Source organism: Nonomuraea sp. CA-143628, from assembly GCF_050942315.1.
Classification (GTDB): Bacteria; Actinomycetota; Actinomycetes; order Streptosporangiales; family Streptosporangiaceae; genus Nonomuraea.
Genome location: NZ_CP192072.1, coordinates 10,971,112 through 10,991,013, shown reverse-complemented (window position 1 = coordinate 10,991,013; position 19,902 = coordinate 10,971,112). Strand labels below are relative to the sequence as shown.

Sequence of the window (19,902 nt, the reverse complement as noted above, 5' to 3'; positions counted from 1 at the left end):
TTTCTCACCTCTCACTGGTCTCATGATCTGCCACTGGACATCCGGGACGTCGAGCGGTGACCAGCCAGGCGGCGCTCCTGAGGAAGACTCCGGCTGCCGTCTCGTGCGAGGCGAGGCGCTCGCGGAAGGCGTCGAGCACCTTGGCTCTCGTCGTTTCGTCGGCCTTGTCGAGCAGGCTGCTCACCAGGCCCATCTGGGAGACGAAATCCACCACGTCGTTCACGTTGTCCCCGAGTCTCATGGGCTCGTCCACGGGGTCCACGCTGATCTGGGTGTAGCCGGTTGTATGCAGGAGATCGGTGATCCGGTTGGCTGCCGCCAGGGAGAAGGGGCCCGGGCCGTCGTTGTCAAGGGAACCGGACAGGGGGATGTACGAGGCCAGGACCGCGCCCAGTTCGACGATCCATTCGTTGTCGAGCGGTTTGCGCCAGCACAGGAACGCCAGACGCCCATCGGGGCGAGTCGCCCGCGCGATGTTGGTGAAGGCCGCCACGGGATCGTTGAAGAACATCACCCCGAAACGGCTGATCACCACATCGACGCTCGCCGCGGTGAAGGGGTGAATCTGGGCGTCGGCCTGTTCGAAGCGCGTGTTGCCGAGGTTCTCTCTCTTGGCTCGGTGGCGGGCCTCCTCCAGCAAGGGAGCGGACAGGTCGATGCCGAGTGCCTGGCCGCCTTGTGCGTCCCGAGCGGCCACGCAGGTGGTCTGGCCGCTTCCGCACCCGATGTCGAGCACGTGGTCCCCGGGGGCGATGGCGGCCGCCTCGAACAGGTGGTCGCTGATCCTTTCCATCATCTGGTCGTAGCGATCCCGGTGGGTGACCCAGTGTCGGCCGTCGTCGTCGTTCCATGCCTTGGCCTGTTCGGGGTTGGCGACAGACGTGAGTTCGCTGTGTGACATAGAGGCTCCTTTATCTCGTACATGCATGCACGAGATGGCTCTCGCGCGGTCTACTATCCATGGATAGTACTCATGTTGGATAGTAGTATGCCGTCGTGCAGGATGAACTTGATCGGGCGCTCGCCGTTCTCGGCCCGCTGGAGGGGCGGCTCATGCGGGCCGTCTGGACCGGAGCGGTCACCGAGCCGTTTGTGGTCCGGGACGTGCAGGAACTCGTGCCGGAGCTGGCCTACACCACCGTGATGACCACGCTGCGACGGCTGGCCGACAAAGGATTGCTGGCCGCTCACGCCGAGCCGGGCCGCCGCGCCCATGAGTACCAGGCCGCCCTCACGCCCACCCAGTTCCTGTCCCATTCGAGCCGGCAGGCCGCCGCGGGCTTCGTGGACAAATACGGCGACGCCGCACTGGCCGCCTTCGCCGCCCACCTCGACGGCCTGTCGCCCGAACAGCGGCACCGTCTCCGGGAGCTGACCGAGTGATCGTCTACCTGTGGCGGCACAACCGCATCGGCCTGGCCGTGCTGGCCGGGCTGGTCGGGGTCCGCGTGGTGTGGCATCCCAACGTTCCCGCCGGGATGACGATGGCCCAGTGCTGGCTCGTCTCGATCGCCGTCGTGTCGGGGGCGAGCCTGCTGGCCGTCGCCGTGCGCGCCGCCTGGCTCGGTGTCGCCGCCGCCCGCACTCTGGCCGTACTCCCGCGGGCGGCCGAGCCGGCCAGTCTCAAGGGCGCGATACGGAGAAGCGGTGTTCCAGGTGTCGTCTGTCTGGCCGGCGCGGATCCGGCGGCCTTCTGCGCGGGGGCGCTGCGGCCACGCCTCTACCTCACCGCCGGGGCCGCCGAGACGATCCCCGCCGAGGAACTCGACGCGATCCTCGTCCACGAGGCCGCACACGCCCGGCGCCGTGACCCGTTGCGCCGTCTTGTCCTGCGTGCTGCCGCTGACGTCCTGTTCTACCTGCCGTTGGCGAGATGGTGGTTCCGGCGCCAGAGCGAACGGGCCGAACTGTCAGCCGACCGGGCCGCGATCGACCGGCTGGGCGCGAAGGCGGTGGCACGGGCACTGACCCACATGGACGGCGCCGGCCTCACACCGGCAACGGCCACGGCCTTCGACGGCGCCACCGAGGCCAGGGTCGCTCAACTGCTGGGCGACGATCTGCCGATCCGCAAACCGTCCAGGGCCGGAGTGATCTTCTCCCTGACCGGTCTCGTCGTGGTCGTCAGCCTGGTCATGTGCGTCGGCCAGGCAACGTGGGGCGCCTTGACGGCGTGACGGCACCGGCGCCCCCGGACTTCACAGACACGTATCTACGTCATAGGCCGGTCACCCGCATGGTGATGTTGAGGCGGCCCGAGGTCAGGCCGGTGGCGGGGTCTCCGGTGCCTGGGTAGACCTTGGGGACGCCGTGGTAGGCGAAGCGTGAGGGGCCGCCGAAGACGAACAGGTCGCCGCTGCCGAGTCGCACGTCGGTGTACGGCCTGCCGCGCGTCTCCGTGTTGCCGAAGCGGAACAGGCAGTCGTCGCCGATGCTCAGCGACACCACCGGGGCGGCGGATCGTTCGTCCTTGTCCTGGTGCATGCCCATCCGGGCCTGGTCGTCGTAGAAGTTGATCAACGCCGTGTCGGGCGTGTAGTCATCGCCGGGTTCGCCGTACGCCGCCGTGAAGGCGCGGCGGCCCAGGGCGACCATCCACCTGGGGAATTCGGCGACCGGGAGGCCGTTCACGTCGCCCGCCACACGCGTGTACTTGTACGGCTGCCAGTGCCAGCCGACGCACACCGTCTGCACCGACATGACCCCGCCTCGGGGCAGTACGGTGTGCCGGATCGGGACCGGGCCCGCCGCCCACTCGCGGCACGCCCGTACCAGATGGCGCTGCTCGTCGAGGGTCAGCCAGCCGGGCACGTGGACGGCGCCTGGAGCGATCTCCCGCATCGGAAGCGGGATCATGCCGGGTCCCGGTGGATCAGGTTGCGGCTGATTCGCCAGGTGGCGCCGTCGATGTCCGCTCCGCGCATACCCTCCAGTGTTCCAGGCGGGGCCAGGGCGACGGCTTGCGCGATGGAGGCGAAGCCGAACGTACGGCCGGGGTCCCAGTCGGTGCTCTGCCGGAGGCGTTGGCTCATCCGGGCCCAGCCCAGCGGCGCCCCCGCCACCACCCACGCGTCCGGCGGGCCCGCCACGAACCGCCTGGCCTGCCGGAGCCACGACGCCGCCTCCTCCGGCCAGTCGACAACCCCCAACACGGTCCCTTCCCACGCGATGTCCGTTTGTGCGCCGCCATCCCACGGGCTGTCCGCCTGCGGGCCGCTCTCCCACGCGGCGGCGAATGCCTTCGCGGAGAGGGCGGCGTCGCGGCCGTGACCGATCGCGATGGCCGCCACGCGCGGCCGGGCCGCGGCCAGCAGGCCGAGCAGTCCGGCCAGCTCAGCCGCAGTATGCCCAGCGAGCGCCTGTTCGGACTTCCATACCTGGTACGCCTGTGGCAAACACACCGCGCACGGCCGGTACCCCGCCGCGATGGCCGTCACCTCGTCCGCGAAGAACACCCGCTCCCGCACGTACCCCCCACGCGAGATCGCCCGCAGGGCCGACGGGCAGTCCAGCCGCCCGTACAGCCGCGCCCGCCGGTGCCCGCCCAGGGTCCCGGGCAGCACGCTGACGTACGGCCAGCCGTCGGCCCCGATCAGCCTGTACGTCACGAGGCGTCGTGGAAGACGAGGCCCAGCGTGTGCCGCAACCCCGAGCGGACGGTGCTGACCCCGTGCCGCACCGGCGACGCCGACCACCCGCGCGAGGACCGTACGGGCCGGTCCCGGGTGGTGAAGATCAGCCCGTGTCCCTGCGGCAGCAGGGTCACCGTCCCGCGCGACTGAGCCCGGGGGCGCTGCTCCACCAGCAGGAACTCGCCCCCGGTGTAGTCGTCGCCCGGTTTGTCGAGCCCGATGACCACCTGGAGCGGGAACACCAGGTCCCCGTACAGGTCGCGGTGCAGGGCGTTCCAGTCGCCCTCCTGGTAACGCAGCAGGATGGGCGTCGGCTTGGTCTGCCCGGCTTCGTGGCACATGTCCAGCCACTCGGCGAAGTCGTCCGGCCAGGGCGCGGGCTGTCCCAGCCGGGCGGCCCAGTCGCGGGCGATGGGCAGCAGGTGCGGGTAGAACGCCGCCCGCAGCTCCGCCACCAGCGGCGGGAAGGGTTCGCGGAAGTAGCGGTACTGCCCGCGGCCGAACCGGTAGCGCTCCATGTCGATCGTGGAACGGAACCGGCCGACCTCGCCGTACAGGTTCGCGATCTCCTTGCAGTCGGCCGGAGAGAGGACCGGCGGCGTCAGCGCGCAGCCGTACGCGTTGACCTCCTCGGTCAGGGCCGTCCAGTCAGCCTTCATGATCTCCTCCATGCGAGTCAGATGAGCTGCGGCTGCAGCGCGCCTTCGAGCGTGAGCAGCGCGTGCTTGCGTTCGACGCCGGCCGCGTAGCCGGTCAGGGAGCCGTTCGCGCCGACGACGCGGTGGCAGGGGCGGATGACGAGCAGCGGGTTCGCGCCGATGGCCGCGCCGACCGCGCGGATCCGGTCACGTGCCACGCCGATGCTCGCGGCGAGCTCGCCGTACGTCGTGGTGGTCCCGTACGGGACGGCGTCCACGGCGGCCCAGACCCGCTCCTGGAAGGCGGTGCCGCCGGAGGCGAGGTCCAGGTCGAAGGCGGTCCGCTCGCCCGCGAAGTACTCGCGGAGCTGGCGCTCGGCCTCGGCGAACGCGCCAGGGTCCCGCCGCCACTCGGGACGCACGGCACCACCGAACGCCACACGGGTCAGTACGGGGTCGCCTACGAGCAGGATCTCGCCCAGTGGGCTGTCGATCGTCGTGTAGATGCTCATACTCTCTACAACACCGCCACCAGCCAGAAAGTCAGCGGTTTTCGGACCTCTGGGCATGCCGAGGCCCGCCCGCTCACCGCGGGGACGCGAACGGTATGTTTCGCGAGTGACCTCCACATCGCGTCCGGACGATCGCGTCGCGTCCGCCTTCCGATTCGCCACTGAACTGGTCGCCTGGGTCGCGACTCCGTGGGCCCTGGCCGCCCATTCGGTACCGCTGGCCGTGCTGTCGGTGGTGGTGCTGATCGGGTTGCCGACGCTGTTCTCCACTCCGGGGGACAAGCGGAATGTGATCGTCGCGGTGCCGGGGTGGGTGACGATCGCGCTGGTCGTCCTTCAGGTCGTGGCCGCCCTGGTGGCGGCGTGGGCCGCCTGGCACATGTTCGCCGCCGTGCTGGTGTCCGTGCTGGCCGTGGTAACCGTGGTACTGGAGCTGCCGCGCTGGCGGTGGCTGCTCTCCCGGTGAGCTAGACGTGGTATGTGGGTGTTGTATAGCCTTTCTGGAGGTTCTCCCGGGACTCAAGGGGCCTATGAACAGGCTGGCTGACGAGGACTTGGCGCTGCTGCTGCTGATCCGGTCCTTCGAACGGAAGCTGCTCGCGCTCTTCGAGCGGGGCGAGCTCAACGGCACCACCCACACCTGCCTCGGGCAGGAGTACGTCCCCGTCTCCCTGCGCCCGCTGCTGCGTGCCGGTGACTGGGTCTTCAGCAACCATCGCGGTCACGGCCACTACCTGGCCCGGTTCGAGGATCCCGAAGGGCTGCTGGCCGAGATCATGGGCCGCAAGGGCGCCGTGTGCGACGGGGTGGGGGGCAGTCAGCATCTGCGCCGCGACCGCTATCTGTCGACCGGGGTGCAGGGGCAGAGCCTGCCGGTGGCCACCGGGGTCGCCCTGCACCTGAAGCGGCGCGAGCCCGGCGGGCTCGCCTGCGTCTACATCGGTGACGGTACGTGGGGTGAGGGGGCGGTGTACGAGGCGTTGAACATGGCGCAACTGTGGCGGCTGCCGCTGCTCGTGGTGGTCGAGCACAACGGCATCGCCCAGTCCACGCCGACGGAGCTCCAGATGGCGGGGACCATCGCGGGCCGGGCGGCGGCCTTCGGGATCGAGCACACCCGGGTGACTAGCTTTGATATTTCCGAAATAAGGCGGTATCTCGCGCCTTTGGTGGAGACGGTGAGGGGTGGTGCGCCGTTGGTGGTGGAGTTCGCCACGCATCGCCTCGGACCGCACAGCAAGGGCGACGACACCCGCCCGCCGGACGTCGTACGCCCCGACTGGTACGCCGCCTACCAGGCCGAACACCCCGACCAGTCGGCCCGCCTCGAAGCGGCGGCCCGCGCTCGAGTCGACATGATCGCCGAAGAGGTGGCCGCCCGGCCCCCAGCCGTCTGGAATCCCACCGCCCGACCCTCAGCCGTCGGGACCCCCGCGTGAGGGTCGGCGAGAACCTCAACCAGGCCCTGCACGGCCTGCTCGGCGACGACCCCGCCGTCTACGTGCTCGGCGAGGACCTCCTCGACCCCTACGGCGGCGCCTTCAAGATCACCCGCGGTCTCTCCACCCGCTTCCCCGACCGGGTCCTGACGACGCCGCTGAGCGAGGGCGCGATCGTCGGCACAGCCTCCGGCCTCGCGCTGGCGGGGGAGAAGGCCGTCGTCGAGATGATGTTCGGCGACTTCGCCGCGCTCGCCTTCGACCAGATCGTGAACTTCGCCAGCAAGTCGGTCTCCATGTACGGCCGGCGCGTCCCGATGCCGCTGGTCATCCGCTGCCCCTCGGGCGGCAACCGCGGCTACGGCCCCACCCACAGCCAGAACCTCCAGAAGCACTTCATCGGCGTGCCCGGCCTCTCGCTGTTCGAGATGTCGCCGTTCCACGACAATCGCGCCGTCCTCGACCGCATGCTCGCCCTCGAAGAGCCCTGCCTGCTCTTCGAGGACAAGGTCCTGTACACCCGCCGGATGTACGAGGTGGACGAGCTGTTCTCCTGGGACCTGGTCGAGGACGTGGCCGTGGTGCGGTTCGACGGCGACCTCGACTACGTGGTGATCGCCCCCGGCGGCGTGGCGCACCGGGCCATCGCCGCCATGCGTACGCTGCTGCTCTCCCACGACCTCGCCGGGGCGCTGCTCGTCCCGTCACGCCTGTACCCGTTCGACCCCACCGCCGTGCTGCCGCTGCTTGGTCAGGTGGGGCTGGTCTGCGTGGCGGAGGACGGCAGCGCGGGCGGCACCTGGGGCGGTCACATTGCCGCTGACCTGCACACCCGGCTGTGGGGCTCGCTCCGGCGGCCGATCCGCCTGGTCAGCTCGGCCGACAGCGTGATTCCCACGGCCGCCCACCTGGAGCGTGACGTGGTGCTGCAGGACAGCACGATCAGCAGGGCCGTACTGGAGGCGCTCGATGGGTGAGATCCGGGTCCCGAAACTGAACAACAACGACTCGGAGTACACACTGCTGGAGTGGCTGGCGGCAGACGGCACGCGGGTGTGGCGGAATGACCCGCTGGTGACGCTGGAGACGTCCAAGGCGGTGGAGGAGCTGATCGCGGAGGAGGACGGCGTGCTCACCCAGCTGCTACCGGCCGGCGCGTCATGCGCTCCCGGCCAGCTGATCGCCCGGATCGGCCCGAAGCCGACCCGGCCCGACGCGGAGGAGCCGGTGCCCGCCGTCGAAGGCGGGCCGATCATCACGGCACCGGCCCGCGCGCTGCTGGACGAACTCGGCCTCGACCCAGCGCTGGTGGCCGGGTTGGACGTCAAAGTGGTACGCCGAGCAGACGTGGAACGGCTCGCGGCAGCACTTCCCAAAAGCGGCCAGACCCGCACGCTGCCCAACCACCAGCGCGCGGTCGCCAGAACCGTGACCCTGTCGCACCAGACCATCCCCGCCGGATACACCGCAATAAAAGTAGACGTAACCCCGGCCCAGAAGGCAGCCCGAGCCTTGACCAGGCGGCTACGCAAGCTGGTCGGCCTGCCCGACCTGGTCATCGCGGCCGTCGCCCGGCTGCACGCCGACTTCCCGATGTTCTTCGCCGAACTCATCGACGACCGAACCGCCCACATCCCCGACCAGCCACGCATAGGCGTGACGATCGACATGGGCGCCGGGCTCTACGTGCCGGTGATCCGCGACCGTCTGGCCGTACCGGACATCGCCGAACGCCTGGCCGAATTCCGTGGGCTCGCCCAGCACGGCGGTTTCACCGAGGCGCACCTCACCGGCGGGAACATCGTCGTCACCCTCCACCACGACGCCGACATCATCATGGCCATCCCGATCATCTTCCCCGGCCAGGCGTGCGCCATCGCGCTCACCTCACCGCAGCCGGACGGGGAGCGGATGGCAGCGGCAATCGGCCTGGCCTACGACCACCGGCTGATCAACGGCCGGGACGTCGTCCTGTTCTTGCAGGCGCTGAAGGAGACCCTAGAGACTTCGCCCGAGAGCCTGTAGCCAGACCAGGTCGTCCGGGTCGCATCAGCGCTCTGGTCGAGCAGCTCCGTCAGCGCGTGCTTCACAGGCATCGGAGGGCCCCCTGATAGGGTCGTTCAATTATGAAGTCGCTCTGCCTGATGGCGCGGTGACGTCAACGAACGTCACCAAGGGCTCAACTTTTCGATCCCCGCAGGGCAGCATCAGCGATTCACCCTCACAATAGGCCCTGAGACAGGCGGCGAGGATCCGGGTCCATGGATCGGTGTGGTGAACGTTGTTCTGCATTACGCCGACGGCTGCGATCTAGAGCAGGGGCCGTTCGCTATAGTCGATGCTGACGGAATTCCCCGTCGTACACTGAACCTTTTTCAGGCTCCTTGGCGGGCGCCCTGGTCACAGCATGATCGCGATGCCGGTGTTCGGCCGGTGACATGAAGAAGCTCCTGGTAGACGGGTTGATCACCACAACCCACACCGTCGCAACCAGGAGCTTCAGGTGCTGTTCTACCGTGCCGCCGTCGATTTGTCGCATCAGACCCTGAACTACGTCGCCGGGGTGATCCGGCGCCACCGTAAGTCCATGAGGTCGGTCTGGCGCCGGCTCAACCCCGGTCAGCAGGCACTGCTGGTGCTGGTCTACCTGCGTAAGAGCGAGACGTTCACCGAGCTCGGAGCGGGGTTCGGCGTGTCAACGGCGACCGCGTGGCGGTATGTGGAGGAGACGATCGCGCTGCTGTCGGCCCGCTCGCCCAAGCTCACGGGGGCGTTGCGCAAGGCGAAGCAGGACGGGCTGCACTACCTGGTCCTGGACGGCACGCTGATCCACACCGACCGGGTCAAGGCCGACCGGCCCTACTTCTCCGGCAAGCACCGCGTGCACGGCATGAACGTGCAGGTCATCGCCTCACCGGACGGAACCATCCTGTGGACCTCCGGCGCGCTGCCCGGCAAGGCTCACGATCTGAGCGCCGCCCGGATCTGGGGCATCCTGCGGACGCTGGAGCAGGCCGGGATCATCACCCTGGCCGACAAGGCGTATCAAGGAGCAGAGGGCCCGGTCCGCACCCCATACAAGGGCAAGAACAAGCCCGCCTCCCAGAAGCAGGCCAACCGCGCCCACGCCCACCTTCGCGGCCCCGGCGAACGAGCAAATGCCCAGCTGAAGAGCTGGAAAATCCTCCGCAAGCTACGCTGTAGCCCGTCCAAGGCCGGCCACCTCTGCAAGGCCATCGCCGTCCTTCAGAACCACCGCGTCGCCCAGGCGGCCTGAGGATGAAAAAGAGTCACTGGAGCAAGTGAGCTCAAAGCACCGCAAGAGGCTTTGTCGCCCTATCGGTAAGCGTCGGTACCCATTCACAGGTCAGACAGCAGTCCATTCGTGGCTGATCCCTCGAAGGAGGGGGCGTCCCGCGTGGATCCCCCTCCCAGAAGGTCTTACACCGTTGTGGGCCAGAACCGCAGTTTCAGCAGGGTGAAGCTGACGATGTCCGGTGTGAACTCGTCGTGCCCGAGGGATTTCCGGTGGATTGCGATATTCCAGATGGTGTCCCTACGGCCAAGGTCGAATGCCGCACCATATGACGTTCCACCCGAATAGCCGCTGACGGCAACGATCCTTCCTGAGGTCAGGAGCACACTTCCGGTCCAGGTCCTGTCCCACGAGGTGAGCAGGGGAGGCGGCCCATCCCAGAGTTCGTATTTGAGGAGGCATCGCTCGCTGTCGTCCTCGTTGATGGATATCCCGTTATCGACAGCGGCGATCCATTCTTCTGCGTCGGCGTGGATGTCCGCGAGCACCCATTCCATATCGGGGTCCACGACGCCTTCTAGATACTTCTGAATCTCGCGTCGATCAAGCATTTCGCTGATAATTTTTGCCATGAGACGTCCTGATATTCAGCTCTGTGTCGCGTTCGCGTGGAGCCGGGCCAACCGTCTGGTACGGCGGTGCGGCCCGGCTCGGGGGGATTACGAGCTAATCAAGCAGGTCTACCCAGAACTTGTCGAAGTTCAGCATTCGGTTATTGTCGTACCAGGCGTTGAGCACCGTTCCGTGTGATCGGTTCGCCGCCTGGTTCACCCATTGGACGGAGAAGTTGAAGAAAGGAGTGGCGCGCTGGGCCCCTTCCAGAGTTGAGGCGAACGGGAATTCGTCGCAATCCATCCCCTTCTTTTTGTCGTCTGCGAGTTCGAGGTCGCAAACCGTCTTTGCGGTACTTCGACTGCCGTTTTGCATGGGTTCGTACCCGTTACGACGCAGCGGCCTGAGTTCGCTTCCACCCTTGATGTCCTTGATTCCCTGCAGGTCCGGGAAAGACGCGCCGCCCGGCTTGGGGACAGTCTCCTGAGGTCGTGTGATGGCCTTTTTAATGTGATCGTACATTTCCTTGTACGACACACCGGTAGTGCTGACGTCGTTCCTGCTCATCGTGAATGCAGGAACGGCGTTTGATACGACGCAGCCTCCGCCCTTGTGCCAGCGCTGCAGGGGCGATGCGTCGCAGCGGAACGTACTCAGTGATGAGTACGAGGTGGTGGTCTCCTTGGAGTCGATCGGGTGCTTCGTGATCACGGCGTAGTTCATGGTGCACTCGCTGACCAGGTGATAACCCGTGCCCGGGCCCGAGGTGAAGAGTTGCGTCTCATGCCACTCGGTTCCAGACTCTCGCTTCCACTGGTCAATGGTCTTGAAGACGGACGTCCCGTTGCCACCGGAAACTCGGGGGCAGTTGCCCGTCTTTGCGCGCGGAGTCATCGAGAACCCGACATAAGTGCTGCCGATGTCGCCCTCGACCCTGGTGATGTAATAGTGCTGACGCACGTAGAATTCGCGCCGGTTGAGCTTTCCCTCCAGATAGGTCATTACGTTACCTGTGAGCGTCCCGATCTTACGGCCGACCTTCCATACGCCGAGGTCGAGATATTCCTCCCAGAACACCACCTTATAGCTGGAGTATCGACAGTGGTTGAACCGGTTCAGGCTCCACGCGTAAGGCGCGTCGCCGGAAGCTGTTTCCCGTTGGCATTGGGCCAGGGTCGGAGTGGGTACCACGCCCTGGGGTGCGGCACGGAGGATTCGCTTGATTTCATCCGCCGACATCCGACGACCCTGTGCTTGCGCGGCGGCGGTCTTAAGCGGCGCTCGAGAAGTTTCGATGCCCAGTGAGCGCCATTCGGTCCAGCCGCCGGTGCTGCCTGCGCCAGTAAGACGCGCGCGCCATCTCAACTCCAGCCCAGCGCGTAGCTTACCTTTAGGGATCTGCAACGTCACTCGGGCGTCGCCAGGCTTGGCGGTGGCCTGGCCAGCCCAGATCGGTAGCTTGTCTTCTGCTGTCTTAGCTGCCTTCTCCATTTCGTTGATCTTGGAGGACTTGAGTGCCTTGATGGGCTTGTTGGCGACCTCCACCTCTACCTTGGTCTCACCGCTGCGCTGAGCAGAGAGCCAGGCGGTCAGGTGGGGGGTGAGAGATGCGGTGACGAAGCCGCCGCCCACGGAGCGGCTGTCGTCCACTGTCAGCTTTTCGATCGCGGGGGCGAGGCTGGCGCTCGTACGCAGTCGCTGGGCTGTCGCTCGCGTTGCGGCAGCTGTGCCTACGGGGGTGTTCATGTCGGTCTGGATTTCGGTCGCAGTCTGAACGCGGTTGTAGATGCGTACGTCGTCGATCAGTCCGCTGTAGAACTCGTCGTCCCAGAGATTGTTTCCGCCGAGGCGTAGCGCACCACCGTCGTCGGCGAGGTTGCCGGTCATCGGTGTCTGGTCGATCTGGGTGCCGTTCAGGTACAGGGTGATGATTGTGCCGTTGTAGGTGACGGCCAGGTGACTCCATTGGTTGAGTGGCAGCGGATCGTGACCCACCACCGTCTTGGAAGTGGTGGCGTTCTGCAGCCAGCCCAGTGGACCGCCATCGTAGGCCGCGTACAGGCCGTAGGCGGGGCCATCGTCGTTTTCTTTCATCAGCACGGTGCGCCAGTCGTCCACTGCCGTCGGCTGGACCCACGCCGAGAGCGTCAGTGCGTTCGTCAAGCGCAGCGACTCGGCGTGCGGGACAGTGACCCAACTCGAGGAGCCGTTGAAGGACAGGGCCTTGCCGTGCTTACCGTTTGCCCAGGTGGTGTCGGTGGCCGCTCCGGTGTTGTTCTTCCCGGAGGAGTCGCCCACGGTCGTGCCCGTGCCCTCTTCCATGCCGTACGCGGCCACCAGGCCCGGGTTCGTCGGCGCAGCCGTGACGGCGGCCGAGACCTCGTTCGAGGACGGGCTGAGGTTGCCGGCCGCGTCGGAGGCGCGGACCCGGTAGTAGTACGTCCCCGCCGCGAGGCCCCCGTCGGTGAACGTGGTGGCCGGCGACGAGCCGACCTGGTTCGCGGCCGATGGGGTGAATCCGGGCGTCGTGGAGCGGTGGATCGTGTAGCCGTTAACGCCCACGTTGTCCGTTGAGGCCGTCCAGGTGAGCTGCGCGTTGCCGGGGCCGCCCGTCGCGGCGAGCGAGCCGGGCGCGGTCGGCGCTTGGGTGTCCGGCGGCGCCGCCTGGCCGATCGGGGTGGTCATGTCGGTTTGGATTTCGGCGGTGGTTTGGGCGCGGTTGTAGATGCGCACCTCGTCGATCAGGCCGCTGAAGTATTCGCGCCAGACGGTGTTGCCGCCGATCCGCAGCGGGCTGCCGTCGTCGTAGAGGCCGGCGTTCAGCGCGGTCTGGTTGACCTGCTGGCCGTTGACGAACAACCGCAGGGTGGTGCCGTCGTAGGTGAGCGCCAGGTGGCTCCAGCTGTTCACCGGCAACGGTGAGGTTCCGTTGGCCGTCGACGAGACCACCGGAGCGGTTTGCACCCAGCCGGACGGAACCGCATCACCGTTGGCGGCATACAGGGCATAGGAAGCCCCATCGGCGTTCAGCTCCTTGGTCACCACGCTCTTCCAAGGCGTGCCGGTCACCGTGATCGGATTGACCCAGGCCGAGAGCGTCATCCCGGTCGTCAAGCGCAACGACGCGGCATGCGCGACCGTGACCATGCTGGAGGAACCGTTGAACGACAGCGCCTTGCCGAACTTGCCCGTCGTCCAGCCAATGCCATTGCCCGTACCGGTGTTGTTCTTCCCAGAGGAATCGGCCACGCTCGTGCCCGAGCCCTCGTTCATACCATAGGCCGCCACCAGCCCCTGAACCGGAGGCGGCGTATCCGCGCCCGTGGTGAACGACCAGGTGTAGGGTGCCATGACATTGCCCGACGTATCCTTGGCACCGCTCACCTCGACTTGATACGCGGTCTGTGCGGAGAGCTTAGATGTCGGGGTAAAGGTCCATGTGGCATTGCTGCCACCGCCCTGTAGCGCTCCCTGAACCGGCGTGCCCGCCGGGTTCTTCACGGTGAGCGCGACCTCCGACACTGCTTCGTTGAACGTCACCTTCACGGCTGCGCTCACCGGCACGTCCGTGGCGTTCCTGCCCGGCTCGGTGCCGGTCACAGTCGGTGGTGCGGCGTCAGGCTCCCCAGTCGTGAACGACCAGGAATAGGACCCCATTTGGTTGCCAGCAAGGTCCTTGCCCGCGCTGATTTCCGCAGTGTAGGTCGTATTGGTGGCCAAGGGCGCGTTCGGTGTGAAGATCAGCGTGTCGCCTATGTCGTCCATGGCCGCGCTGCCGGCCACTGCGGCGCCCTGCGCATTCTTGACAACGATCTGAGCGTCGGTCACCTCTTCGCTGAAGAACGCTGTCACCGGGTTGTTGACCGGGGCTCCCGACTGCCCATTCGTGGGCTCGGTGCTCAGGACACTTGGCGGTTTGCTGTCCTTAGGCATGGGATTCGGTTCGGGCAGCCCTGGCTCCTCAGGGGGAAGCAAATCAGGGTCGTGGGCGTCTTCCAACTGCTGGTCGGTGAGATCGTCCGGGTAGAACGCGTCCACCAGACGCGTTTTGGCCGAGTCGCCTTTAGCCTGCGCCTCAGCGATCGCCTCTTCGTGGGACCTGGCCTGGGCGGGAGGAAGCTCGTCGAAGTAGACGTTGCCCGATTCCAGCCACGCCTTGTCCTCTTCATAGGAGGTCTCAGGCGGCGTGGCGCCCTCAAAAGCGCGGGGCACCACGATGGTCCGCTTGACCGCAGGCGTGTAGTCGATGATGAGGGCGGGTGGGTGGCGGTAGCCCGGGTAGGGGTTGCCGCCGCCGAATTGGCTGGAGTAGTACTGGCGCCAGTTGATGGCGGCGGTCTCGCTGGCGGCCTTCAGCACAATCCCGTGGTTGGCCACGCCTTGCTGGATCCAGGCACGGGTCATGGCGGTGACCTCGTAGAAGAGTTCCTCGTCCTTGGCACACCATGTGGCGGGGTCGGCGTCGTAGTTGTAGCCGGCCTTGTTCACCGTCTCGGCTGCCGTGTTTGAGGGCTGGTTGTACCAGTCCAGGCTGTCGATCGTCCCGTCGAGGGTCCAGTCGCCGGTGACGCGCGCGGCCCGGATGCCGGTGCCCATGGTCTCCCCGCACAGCTGTCCGTTGGGTCCGCCGGACTTGTAGTTCCATATCCGCAGGTCGGCGTCGTTGACGGTGGCGCCCTGCAACACGGGGTCGGTGGTGTCGAACTTCATGTACACACGGGCGATGTCCGCGCTGGTGGATGTGGTGCCCGCGCGAAGGTACCCGGCTGCGGCGTTGTTGTTGTAGGGATCGTTCTTGCTGATCCAGGCGTCGTCGGGGGCGCCGCCGCCGAACCAGATGGAGGACGCGGCAACGGTCACTGGGTAGGTCACCGCGGGGTCGGCCAGGAACTTCTCATCCGGGGAGAACACCAGCTCCGACGTCTTACCGGAAGTCTCGACCTGAGCTCTGACGGAGGAGGTTCTGCCCTGTTCGGGGGCGGCTTCTACTTTGGCGTCCGTCGCGGTCAGCACGATCGGCGCGGCCTTGGCTTTGCCCTTGGCGTCCTTAAGTTGCGGCAGTCCTTGAGGGGTCTTGCCGAAGGTGGTGCCTTCGGGCAGGGTGAGCGGCAGTCGTACGGTGACAGGGCCGGTCGGGCGTTGCCGGAAGACCACTTGGGAGATGAAGCCGTCGGCCTGAGCGAGCACCACCAGGTCCGCCCCTGGCGCGACGGCGTCGGGGTAGGTGACCGCGTTGCCGGAGATCTTGGGTTCCGGGAGCGCACGGGTCACATCCAGGCCGATCTCGCCGTGGTTCCCGGTCGCGGAGACCAGGTGCTTGGTGCCTCGTGCGCCAAGGGTCAGCGGGGTCTTGACCCGGGCGGCCTGCAGCCTACCGTCGCGGGTGACGATGCGGGTGTCGATGGGTTCCCAGGCGCCGCTGGCCGGGTTCTTGAGCTGGACGGGCCGGGTGTGCAGCTCGGCTCGCATGTTCTTGCCGTCGGGATTCGCCCAGACCTTCATAGTCTCGGTGGAGCGGGAGGGAACCTCGACGGGTTTACCGGACTTGGCCGCCTCTTCCCAGGCCGCCTTGAGCGTCGGCTCCGTGGTGGCGGCTGTTGATTTGGGTGTCGAGGTAGGGGATGGCGTAGGGCTCTGGGCGATCGCGGGTGCGCTCATGAGCGAGAGCGGCAGTGTCAGAGTCGCGATCAGGGCAGCGCGGCGGCGCGTCCGGCCAGATAAGCCGGACGCTAATCGGCGTGGGTTCACTCGCATCCTTTCGAACAAACGTGGCAAAACAGATTTGATCGTGACATAAGGTTGCGGTAAAAGTAAAGATCGTTTTCAGTATCGGGAACGAGATGCTCCGTGATCGCAGGTCGCATGGGTCCGCGCTTGTCGAAGCGCATTCGCCCAGTTCGTGGCCTTGTGGAGCCTTGTCGTGGCCACGAGTCGGCAGCCTGACTCCCTGAAGTCAAGGGCCGGATACATCCGCAGACCGATGGTTGGCATCGTGGCGCAGCGCATTATCTACGGGCGCCTCCTGTACCGGCGTCATAGGTGAGGTACGGCGTCGTCTGACCTGGAAAGAATCCACCGTAGCCCCTCTCGTCCACGAGCCGGGCGCTAGCCCAGAATCAGCGCTCTCTCTCGCCCCACCAGTGCAACGCGTGCTACTGGCTGAGCTGGCGTACTGGCTGGTGGTGAACGGCTGGTCGGACGTGCCAAACGATAGGGCGGCCCAGAAACTGGAGCAGGTCGCGAAGACTATCCATGGGATACGGGCGGATGGCTCGACGCTATTGCGGCACCTCTTGGAACGAACAGGACTGCTGCGACAGGCTGTGCCGGGCCGGGTTTCCTTCGTGCACAAGACCTTCCAGGAGTATCTTGCAGGCTGGGCCGCGGTGAAGGGCGATCATATTGGCCAGCTCCTTAGCCATGCCGCCGATGACCAATGGCGTGAGGTAATTATCATGGCCTGCGGACATGGCTCGCAGCGGCAGAATGACGAATTGCTCCAGGGGATACTCTCCCGTGGGGGAGAACCAGGGCACCAGGAGAGTCTCGGCCTGCTCGCCTTAGGTTGCCTGCATACTGCCCTACAGTTGGATCCTGATTTGCGGCAGGTCGTCATGTCGCTGGAAGCTGAATACGTCCCCCCAAATACCGAAGAGATGGTTCAGACGCTGGCCTCCCTCGGCGATCTCGCACTCGCGGCGCTGGCAGAGTGCGCAGACAAAAACGATCTGACAGATTGGCAGGCCGAGCTGTCGGTCCGGGCAGCTGCCCTGACTCGCAGCGACGCTGCATTCGATGTCATCGTACGGCTGGTGCGCCGATTTCCCGTGGCTCAGTCCACAGCATTGCAGTGTTGGTCATATTATGAGCCAAGCAAGTATCTCAGGGAAGTTCTAGCGTTAACTGGACCTTATCCAGAGTTGATCCTCGATGATCGCGCCCTTGTCCCATATCTGTTGGATCTTCCCGGATTGTCGCTCCTCGGATTCGATTGTGATGGTCTCGCCGCACCTGCTGATTTCGCAACCATTCCAGAGCTGGTACAACTTCGCCTACGAAGACCTGGAAGCATCGACGTCGTCACACGCTGCCCCAAGCTATCCCATCTCACCCTCGACGACGTACCCGGGCAATTCACGCTCCCGGAGCGCCCATCCTCACTGCGAACTTTGACCATTCATAGATGCTCCTCTCACGTCAAATTCCACCTTCTTTCGGACTGGGAAGGCCTCACGGAGTTGCGCGTTATTCACTGCGCAGATCCAGCAAGTCTCAATGACCTCTGGAAAATACCGAGCCTTGAAAAGGTCGCCCTAGAGGCCACAGAAATTCATGATCTCGCCCTGCTCGCTGAACTTCCTAATCTACATGAACTGCGACTCGACGGCTTCGCGAGGATCGACCTGTCCCTGTTTATAGGAAGGCGAAGCTTGACCGTGATCGTGTCCGAGGACACCAAAGTTCGCGGGGCACATCTCCTAGGCGGAGGATCGCGAGTCATAAGGGGAGATGCCTGTTCTCCGAGTACGTAAAAAGTGGCGATTCAGGAGCTACCGACCGGGGCCGGTGAAGCCCTGCTAAAGGGGTCCTACGATCTTGAGAAAACTCCAGGTCGCTGTCGGCGGAAGGTTAACGGCCCGACCCCGCACCCCGCCGACTGGTTTCCGCTCTTTCACCTGATCATCAGGCGGACCACGGCCTCAAGGTCGTGGCTCACGACGCAACCGTATGGGTTCGTAGCTTCGTGCTCATCCACTCTGCGTATTGGCGGGCCAGGCCGAAGTCCACGTCGGTGAACCACTCGCGCCGTCTTGGGGCTTCGTCGCTGAAGCAGAAGCAGATCTTTCGGAGGATCGTTTCGGCCTTACTGTATCCCTCGAACGGCTCCGACACCCAGTAGTCCTCGATGCTTCGGAGGTGCATATGTGCAGGTCGGTAATGCTCGACCAGTCGCAATGAGAACGGTCGGCTGGTACGGCCGATCTTGATCACACCGCTACTGAACAGGACCACGTAGATGACGCCGAGCGTGCCGGGCATGGTGACCTCCACAGGATTGACAGTCGACTCGGGACGGGACACTACTCCGGCACGTTGCCGCTATCTGGGAAACCGGCGAGGGCACAGGCTGAATGGCCTACATCGCGGTTCTCACTCGCGCTAACGGGCAAGTCGCCAGAGGGTTCCCAGAAAGGCGCACCGCCTAGTCGTGATCGGCGTAGAGGCAAGGCATGGCCTCTACCGCTTGTGTTGCGTGGGGATATACGCGGGATGATCTTTTGGGGCCCAGGCGTCCTATAGGCCGTTTGTCCAGCTCAAGGCGCTTGAATGAGCGGAGGAACCTCCGCTCTCCTAATGTGGGTGTCTTTGTCGAGTTCTACGGCGGGGCCGCGACGCTCGCTGACTTCGATGGCCGTCGTGGGCGCTGGGGCCGATCGACGCGAAGCCCTTGGATGCGACACTCGATACCTGAGCAGGGTGATTGGTCCGCCAGCAGAGCGGACAATCAACCTGCATTACATGTCGAGGGTGGGCGGATATGTGAGACGGACTTGACGTATTGGTCGGGACACTGGGCTGGCAGTTATCGGGGGGCGAGGGAGGAGATTCGGGAGGGGGCAGGCCAGGAGTCGCCCGGTGTTTGACCCTGGCACCTCGAGAGGCGTGGCGGCGCCGTCCCTCCAGATCCCACGCCGCCACGCCCGTCTACCGGACGCCTCCGGACAGCAGGGCCATCCAGACGGTCCGAGCTTCATTGACCGGCCATCGCGGGGACTCGTGCACGGTGGCGTTGCCGTCGGACTGGACGGTCCGGCGGATGAAGGCCTGGCCGCCGCCGGCGCACAGTTCGTAGAACGTCGCCCTGCATGTGCAGGTCCATGCCATCGGCCGTACTCGGTCGGGCGTCCGGTACGGCTTCCGCCACTCCAGCCGCACATGGTCGCGTTGCGCCATCCCCACGTGTGGGCTCAGGCACGGCTCAGCCCTGGTCATGGTGAGTTCCCGGCGAGACGTCACGGTCGCCGGTCTGGCGGAGGAATCGGCCGATGCGCTTGGCGCGGCGGATCAGTTCCAGGGATTTGAGGGCACCTGCGATCGCGTCCGCGGGGTCCTCGATTGGGTTTTCTATGAGTTGGGGATCCCAGGCACTGTCAGGGCGCCGGGTGACGTCGAACGCGGGGATGCTCCAAGTGACCACGCCCACCATCATAGGAGCACATGTAAACACCTGTAAAGAGACGTTAGTTAACGTCACATGACGCCTGCTTCTATCCTTGCAAGTTAAGGCATATCTAGCCTTGGGATCATGTTCAGGTACGACCCGCGCAAGCCCAAGTGGTCGCAGATCGTCGAGGAGATCCGCAGACGGATCGACACGGGCGAGTACGACGCCGAGACTCTGCTCTCCGAGGTGGCGATGGAGGAGGAGTTCCAGGTCTCCAGGCCGACCGTCCGCAAGGCCATGAAGGTGCTCCGCGACCAGGGGTGGGTCGTGACCTCTCAGGGCGTCGGGTCGTTCCCGACCACCGCAGAGGAGCGAGCGGCGAACCCGAGCGCTTCGCGGTAGACCTCGCCTGCCCATCAAGTCTGAACGGGCGGGTACGTAGCGGTTGTTCGGGGCGAGCGGGCCGTCGGGGGCGAGCAGTGGGTCGAAGACCGCAGCGCCGTACGGGGCCACGAGTCCGAAGCCGAGTGGCAGTGTGGACCAGGCGATCAGCGTGTTCAGCGCGAACACCCGCCCGTCTGTGAGGCGAACACGCCGCCGATTGGTCAGCCTGGCGGCATTGCCACCAAGCCCGAGCCCGCTGGTTC

19 protein-coding genes are annotated in these 19,902 nt (G+C 65.7%); 9 read left to right on the top strand and 10 right to left on the bottom strand.

Annotation, left to right across the window (positions count from 1 at the left end):
- Positions 1-4: 4 nt before the first annotated feature.
- A complete protein-coding gene (locus ACQP2T_RS49830) occupies positions 5-901 on the bottom strand; it encodes a class I SAM-dependent methyltransferase (RefSeq protein WP_433511808.1) in 897 nt (298 codons plus the stop codon).
- A 95-nt stretch (positions 902-996) separates the two neighbouring features.
- Here ACQP2T_RS49830 and ACQP2T_RS49825 point away from each other — a divergent pair, with 95 nt between their 5' ends.
- Entirely contained in the window at positions 997-1,383 is a 387-nt protein-coding gene (locus tag ACQP2T_RS49825; protein ID WP_433511807.1) for a BlaI/MecI/CopY family transcriptional regulator, read from the top strand.
- Positions 1,380-2,177: a M56 family metallopeptidase gene (locus ACQP2T_RS49820; RefSeq protein WP_433511806.1), complete on the top strand. Its 798-nt coding sequence runs from the start codon at positions 1,380-1,382 to the stop codon at positions 2,175-2,177. Before ACQP2T_RS49825 ends, ACQP2T_RS49820 begins: the two co-directional genes overlap by 4 nt.
- A 40-nt stretch (positions 2,178-2,217) precedes the next feature.
- Here ACQP2T_RS49820 and ACQP2T_RS49815 read toward each other — a convergent pair whose 3' ends face one another.
- From ACQP2T_RS49815 to ACQP2T_RS49800, 4 genes are read right to left on the bottom strand one after another with little or no spacing between them, the layout of a single operon-like run.
- Complete coding sequence (locus ACQP2T_RS49815) at positions 2,218-2,856, bottom strand: alpha-ketoglutarate-dependent dioxygenase AlkB family protein (protein ID WP_433511805.1); 639 nt, start codon at positions 2,854-2,856, stop codon at positions 2,218-2,220.
- The gene (locus tag ACQP2T_RS49810; protein ID WP_433511804.1) at positions 2,853-3,608 is read right to left on the bottom strand and encodes a hypothetical protein; all 756 of its coding nucleotides are present in this window, start codon (positions 3,606-3,608) and stop codon (positions 2,853-2,855) included. The genes ACQP2T_RS49815 and ACQP2T_RS49810 overlap by 4 nt, the downstream gene beginning before the upstream one ends.
- Complete coding sequence (locus ACQP2T_RS49805; protein WP_358177807.1) at positions 3,605-4,291, bottom strand: 2OG-Fe(II) oxygenase; 687 nt, start codon at positions 4,289-4,291, stop codon at positions 3,605-3,607. The genes ACQP2T_RS49810 and ACQP2T_RS49805 overlap by 4 nt, the downstream gene beginning before the upstream one ends.
- A 17-nt stretch (positions 4,292-4,308) precedes the next feature.
- The gene (locus tag ACQP2T_RS49800; RefSeq protein ID WP_433511803.1) at positions 4,309-4,782 is read right to left on the bottom strand and encodes a methylated-DNA--[protein]-cysteine S-methyltransferase; all 474 of its coding nucleotides are present in this window, start codon (positions 4,780-4,782) and stop codon (positions 4,309-4,311) included.
- A 106-nt stretch (positions 4,783-4,888) separates the two neighbouring features.
- Here ACQP2T_RS49800 and ACQP2T_RS49795 point away from each other — a divergent pair, with 106 nt between their 5' ends.
- The 5 genes from ACQP2T_RS49795 (at position 4,889) to ACQP2T_RS49775 (ending at position 9,498) form a co-directional block, all read left to right on the top strand.
- Complete coding sequence (locus ACQP2T_RS49795; protein ID WP_433511802.1) at positions 4,889-5,248, top strand: hypothetical protein; 360 nt, start codon at positions 4,889-4,891, stop codon at positions 5,246-5,248.
- 64 nt (positions 5,249-5,312) lie between these two features.
- Positions 5,313-6,221 carry a thiamine pyrophosphate-dependent dehydrogenase E1 component subunit alpha gene (locus tag ACQP2T_RS49790; RefSeq protein WP_433511801.1) on the top strand — a complete coding sequence of 303 codons (909 nt, stop codon included), beginning with the start codon at positions 5,313-5,315 and terminating at the stop codon, positions 6,219-6,221.
- A complete protein-coding gene (locus ACQP2T_RS49785; RefSeq protein WP_433511800.1) occupies positions 6,218-7,198 on the top strand; it encodes an alpha-ketoacid dehydrogenase subunit beta in 981 nt (326 codons plus the stop codon). The genes ACQP2T_RS49790 and ACQP2T_RS49785 overlap by 4 nt, the downstream gene beginning before the upstream one ends.
- Positions 7,191-8,246, top strand: a complete 1,056-nt coding sequence (locus ACQP2T_RS49780) for a 2-oxo acid dehydrogenase subunit E2 (protein WP_433511799.1) — start codon at positions 7,191-7,193, stop codon at positions 8,244-8,246. Before ACQP2T_RS49785 ends, ACQP2T_RS49780 begins: the two co-directional genes overlap by 8 nt.
- Before the next feature lie 478 nt (positions 8,247-8,724).
- Entirely contained in the window at positions 8,725-9,498 is a 774-nt protein-coding gene (locus ACQP2T_RS49775) for a transposase family protein (RefSeq protein WP_433510935.1), read from the top strand.
- 164 nt (positions 9,499-9,662) lie between these two features.
- On the opposite strand, the gene ACQP2T_RS49770 is transcribed toward ACQP2T_RS49775, so the two are convergent.
- Both ACQP2T_RS49770 and ACQP2T_RS49765 read right to left on the bottom strand, forming a co-directional pair.
- Positions 9,663-10,109, bottom strand: a complete 447-nt coding sequence (locus ACQP2T_RS49770; RefSeq protein WP_433511798.1) for a hypothetical protein — start codon at positions 10,107-10,109, stop codon at positions 9,663-9,665.
- Between the two features lie 94 nt (positions 10,110-10,203).
- Positions 10,204-15,747 (bottom strand): LamG-like jellyroll fold domain-containing protein, encoded by a 5,544-nt coding sequence (locus ACQP2T_RS49765; RefSeq protein WP_433511797.1) that lies wholly within the window; start codon positions 15,745-15,747, stop codon positions 10,204-10,206.
- Between the two features lie 491 nt (positions 15,748-16,238).
- Here ACQP2T_RS49765 and ACQP2T_RS49760 point away from each other — a divergent pair, with 491 nt between their 5' ends.
- Positions 16,239-17,621, top strand: a complete 1,383-nt coding sequence (locus ACQP2T_RS49760; protein WP_433511796.1) for an NACHT domain-containing protein — start codon at positions 16,239-16,241, stop codon at positions 17,619-17,621.
- A 181-nt stretch (positions 17,622-17,802) separates the two neighbouring features.
- Here ACQP2T_RS49760 and ACQP2T_RS49755 read toward each other — a convergent pair whose 3' ends face one another.
- From ACQP2T_RS49755 to ACQP2T_RS49745, 3 genes are all read right to left on the bottom strand, one after another.
- Positions 17,803-18,129, bottom strand: coding sequence for a GIY-YIG nuclease family protein (locus ACQP2T_RS49755; RefSeq protein ID WP_433511795.1), 327 nt, complete (start codon positions 18,127-18,129; stop codon positions 17,803-17,805).
- Positions 18,130-18,795: 666 nt separating this feature from the next.
- Positions 18,796-19,083 (bottom strand): hypothetical protein, encoded by a 288-nt coding sequence (locus ACQP2T_RS49750; RefSeq protein WP_433511794.1) that lies wholly within the window; start codon positions 19,081-19,083, stop codon positions 18,796-18,798.
- Complete coding sequence (locus ACQP2T_RS49745) at positions 19,070-19,300, bottom strand: hypothetical protein (RefSeq protein WP_433511793.1); 231 nt, start codon at positions 19,298-19,300, stop codon at positions 19,070-19,072. Before ACQP2T_RS49745 ends, ACQP2T_RS49750 begins: the two co-directional genes overlap by 14 nt.
- A 96-nt stretch (positions 19,301-19,396) precedes the next feature.
- Between ACQP2T_RS49745 and ACQP2T_RS49740 the strand changes: the two genes are divergently transcribed.
- Positions 19,397-19,657 (top strand): GntR family transcriptional regulator, encoded by a 261-nt coding sequence (locus ACQP2T_RS49740; protein WP_433511792.1) that lies wholly within the window; start codon positions 19,397-19,399, stop codon positions 19,655-19,657.
- Positions 19,658-19,902 lie beyond the last annotated feature (245 nt).

Excerpts from the sequence above, each read along its gene's own strand:
- ACQP2T_RS49805 (WP_358177807.1), bottom strand. The coding sequence starts at position 4,291 with ATGAAGGCTGACTGGACGGCCCTGACCGAGGAGGTCAACGCGTACGGC.
- ACQP2T_RS49745 (WP_433511793.1), bottom strand. The coding sequence starts at position 19,300 with ATGATGGTGGGCGTGGTCACTTGGAGCATCCCCGCGTTCGACGTCACC.
- ACQP2T_RS49755 (WP_433511795.1), bottom strand. The coding sequence starts at position 18,129 with ATGCCCGGCACGCTCGGCGTCATCTACGTGGTCCTGTTCAGTAGCGGT.
- ACQP2T_RS49765 (WP_433511797.1), bottom strand. The coding sequence starts at position 15,747 with ATGAGCGCACCCGCGATCGCCCAGAGCCCTACGCCATCCCCTACCTCG.
- ACQP2T_RS49790 (WP_433511801.1), top strand. The coding sequence starts at position 5,313 with ATGAACAGGCTGGCTGACGAGGACTTGGCGCTGCTGCTGCTGATCCGG.
- ACQP2T_RS49830 (WP_433511808.1), bottom strand. The coding sequence starts at position 901 with ATGTCACACAGCGAACTCACGTCTGTCGCCAACCCCGAACAGGCCAAG.
- ACQP2T_RS49800 (WP_433511803.1), bottom strand. The coding sequence starts at position 4,782 with ATGAGCATCTACACGACGATCGACAGCCCACTGGGCGAGATCCTGCTC.
- ACQP2T_RS49770 (WP_433511798.1), bottom strand. The coding sequence starts at position 10,109 with ATGGCAAAAATTATCAGCGAAATGCTTGATCGACGCGAGATTCAGAAG.
- ACQP2T_RS49740 (WP_433511792.1), top strand. The coding sequence starts at position 19,397 with ATGTTCAGGTACGACCCGCGCAAGCCCAAGTGGTCGCAGATCGTCGAG.
- ACQP2T_RS49750 (WP_433511794.1), bottom strand. The coding sequence starts at position 19,083 with ATGACCAGGGCTGAGCCGTGCCTGAGCCCACACGTGGGGATGGCGCAA.
- ACQP2T_RS49780 (WP_433511799.1), top strand. The coding sequence starts at position 7,191 with ATGGGTGAGATCCGGGTCCCGAAACTGAACAACAACGACTCGGAGTAC.
- ACQP2T_RS49815 (WP_433511805.1), bottom strand. The coding sequence starts at position 2,856 with ATGATCCCGCTTCCGATGCGGGAGATCGCTCCAGGCGCCGTCCACGTG.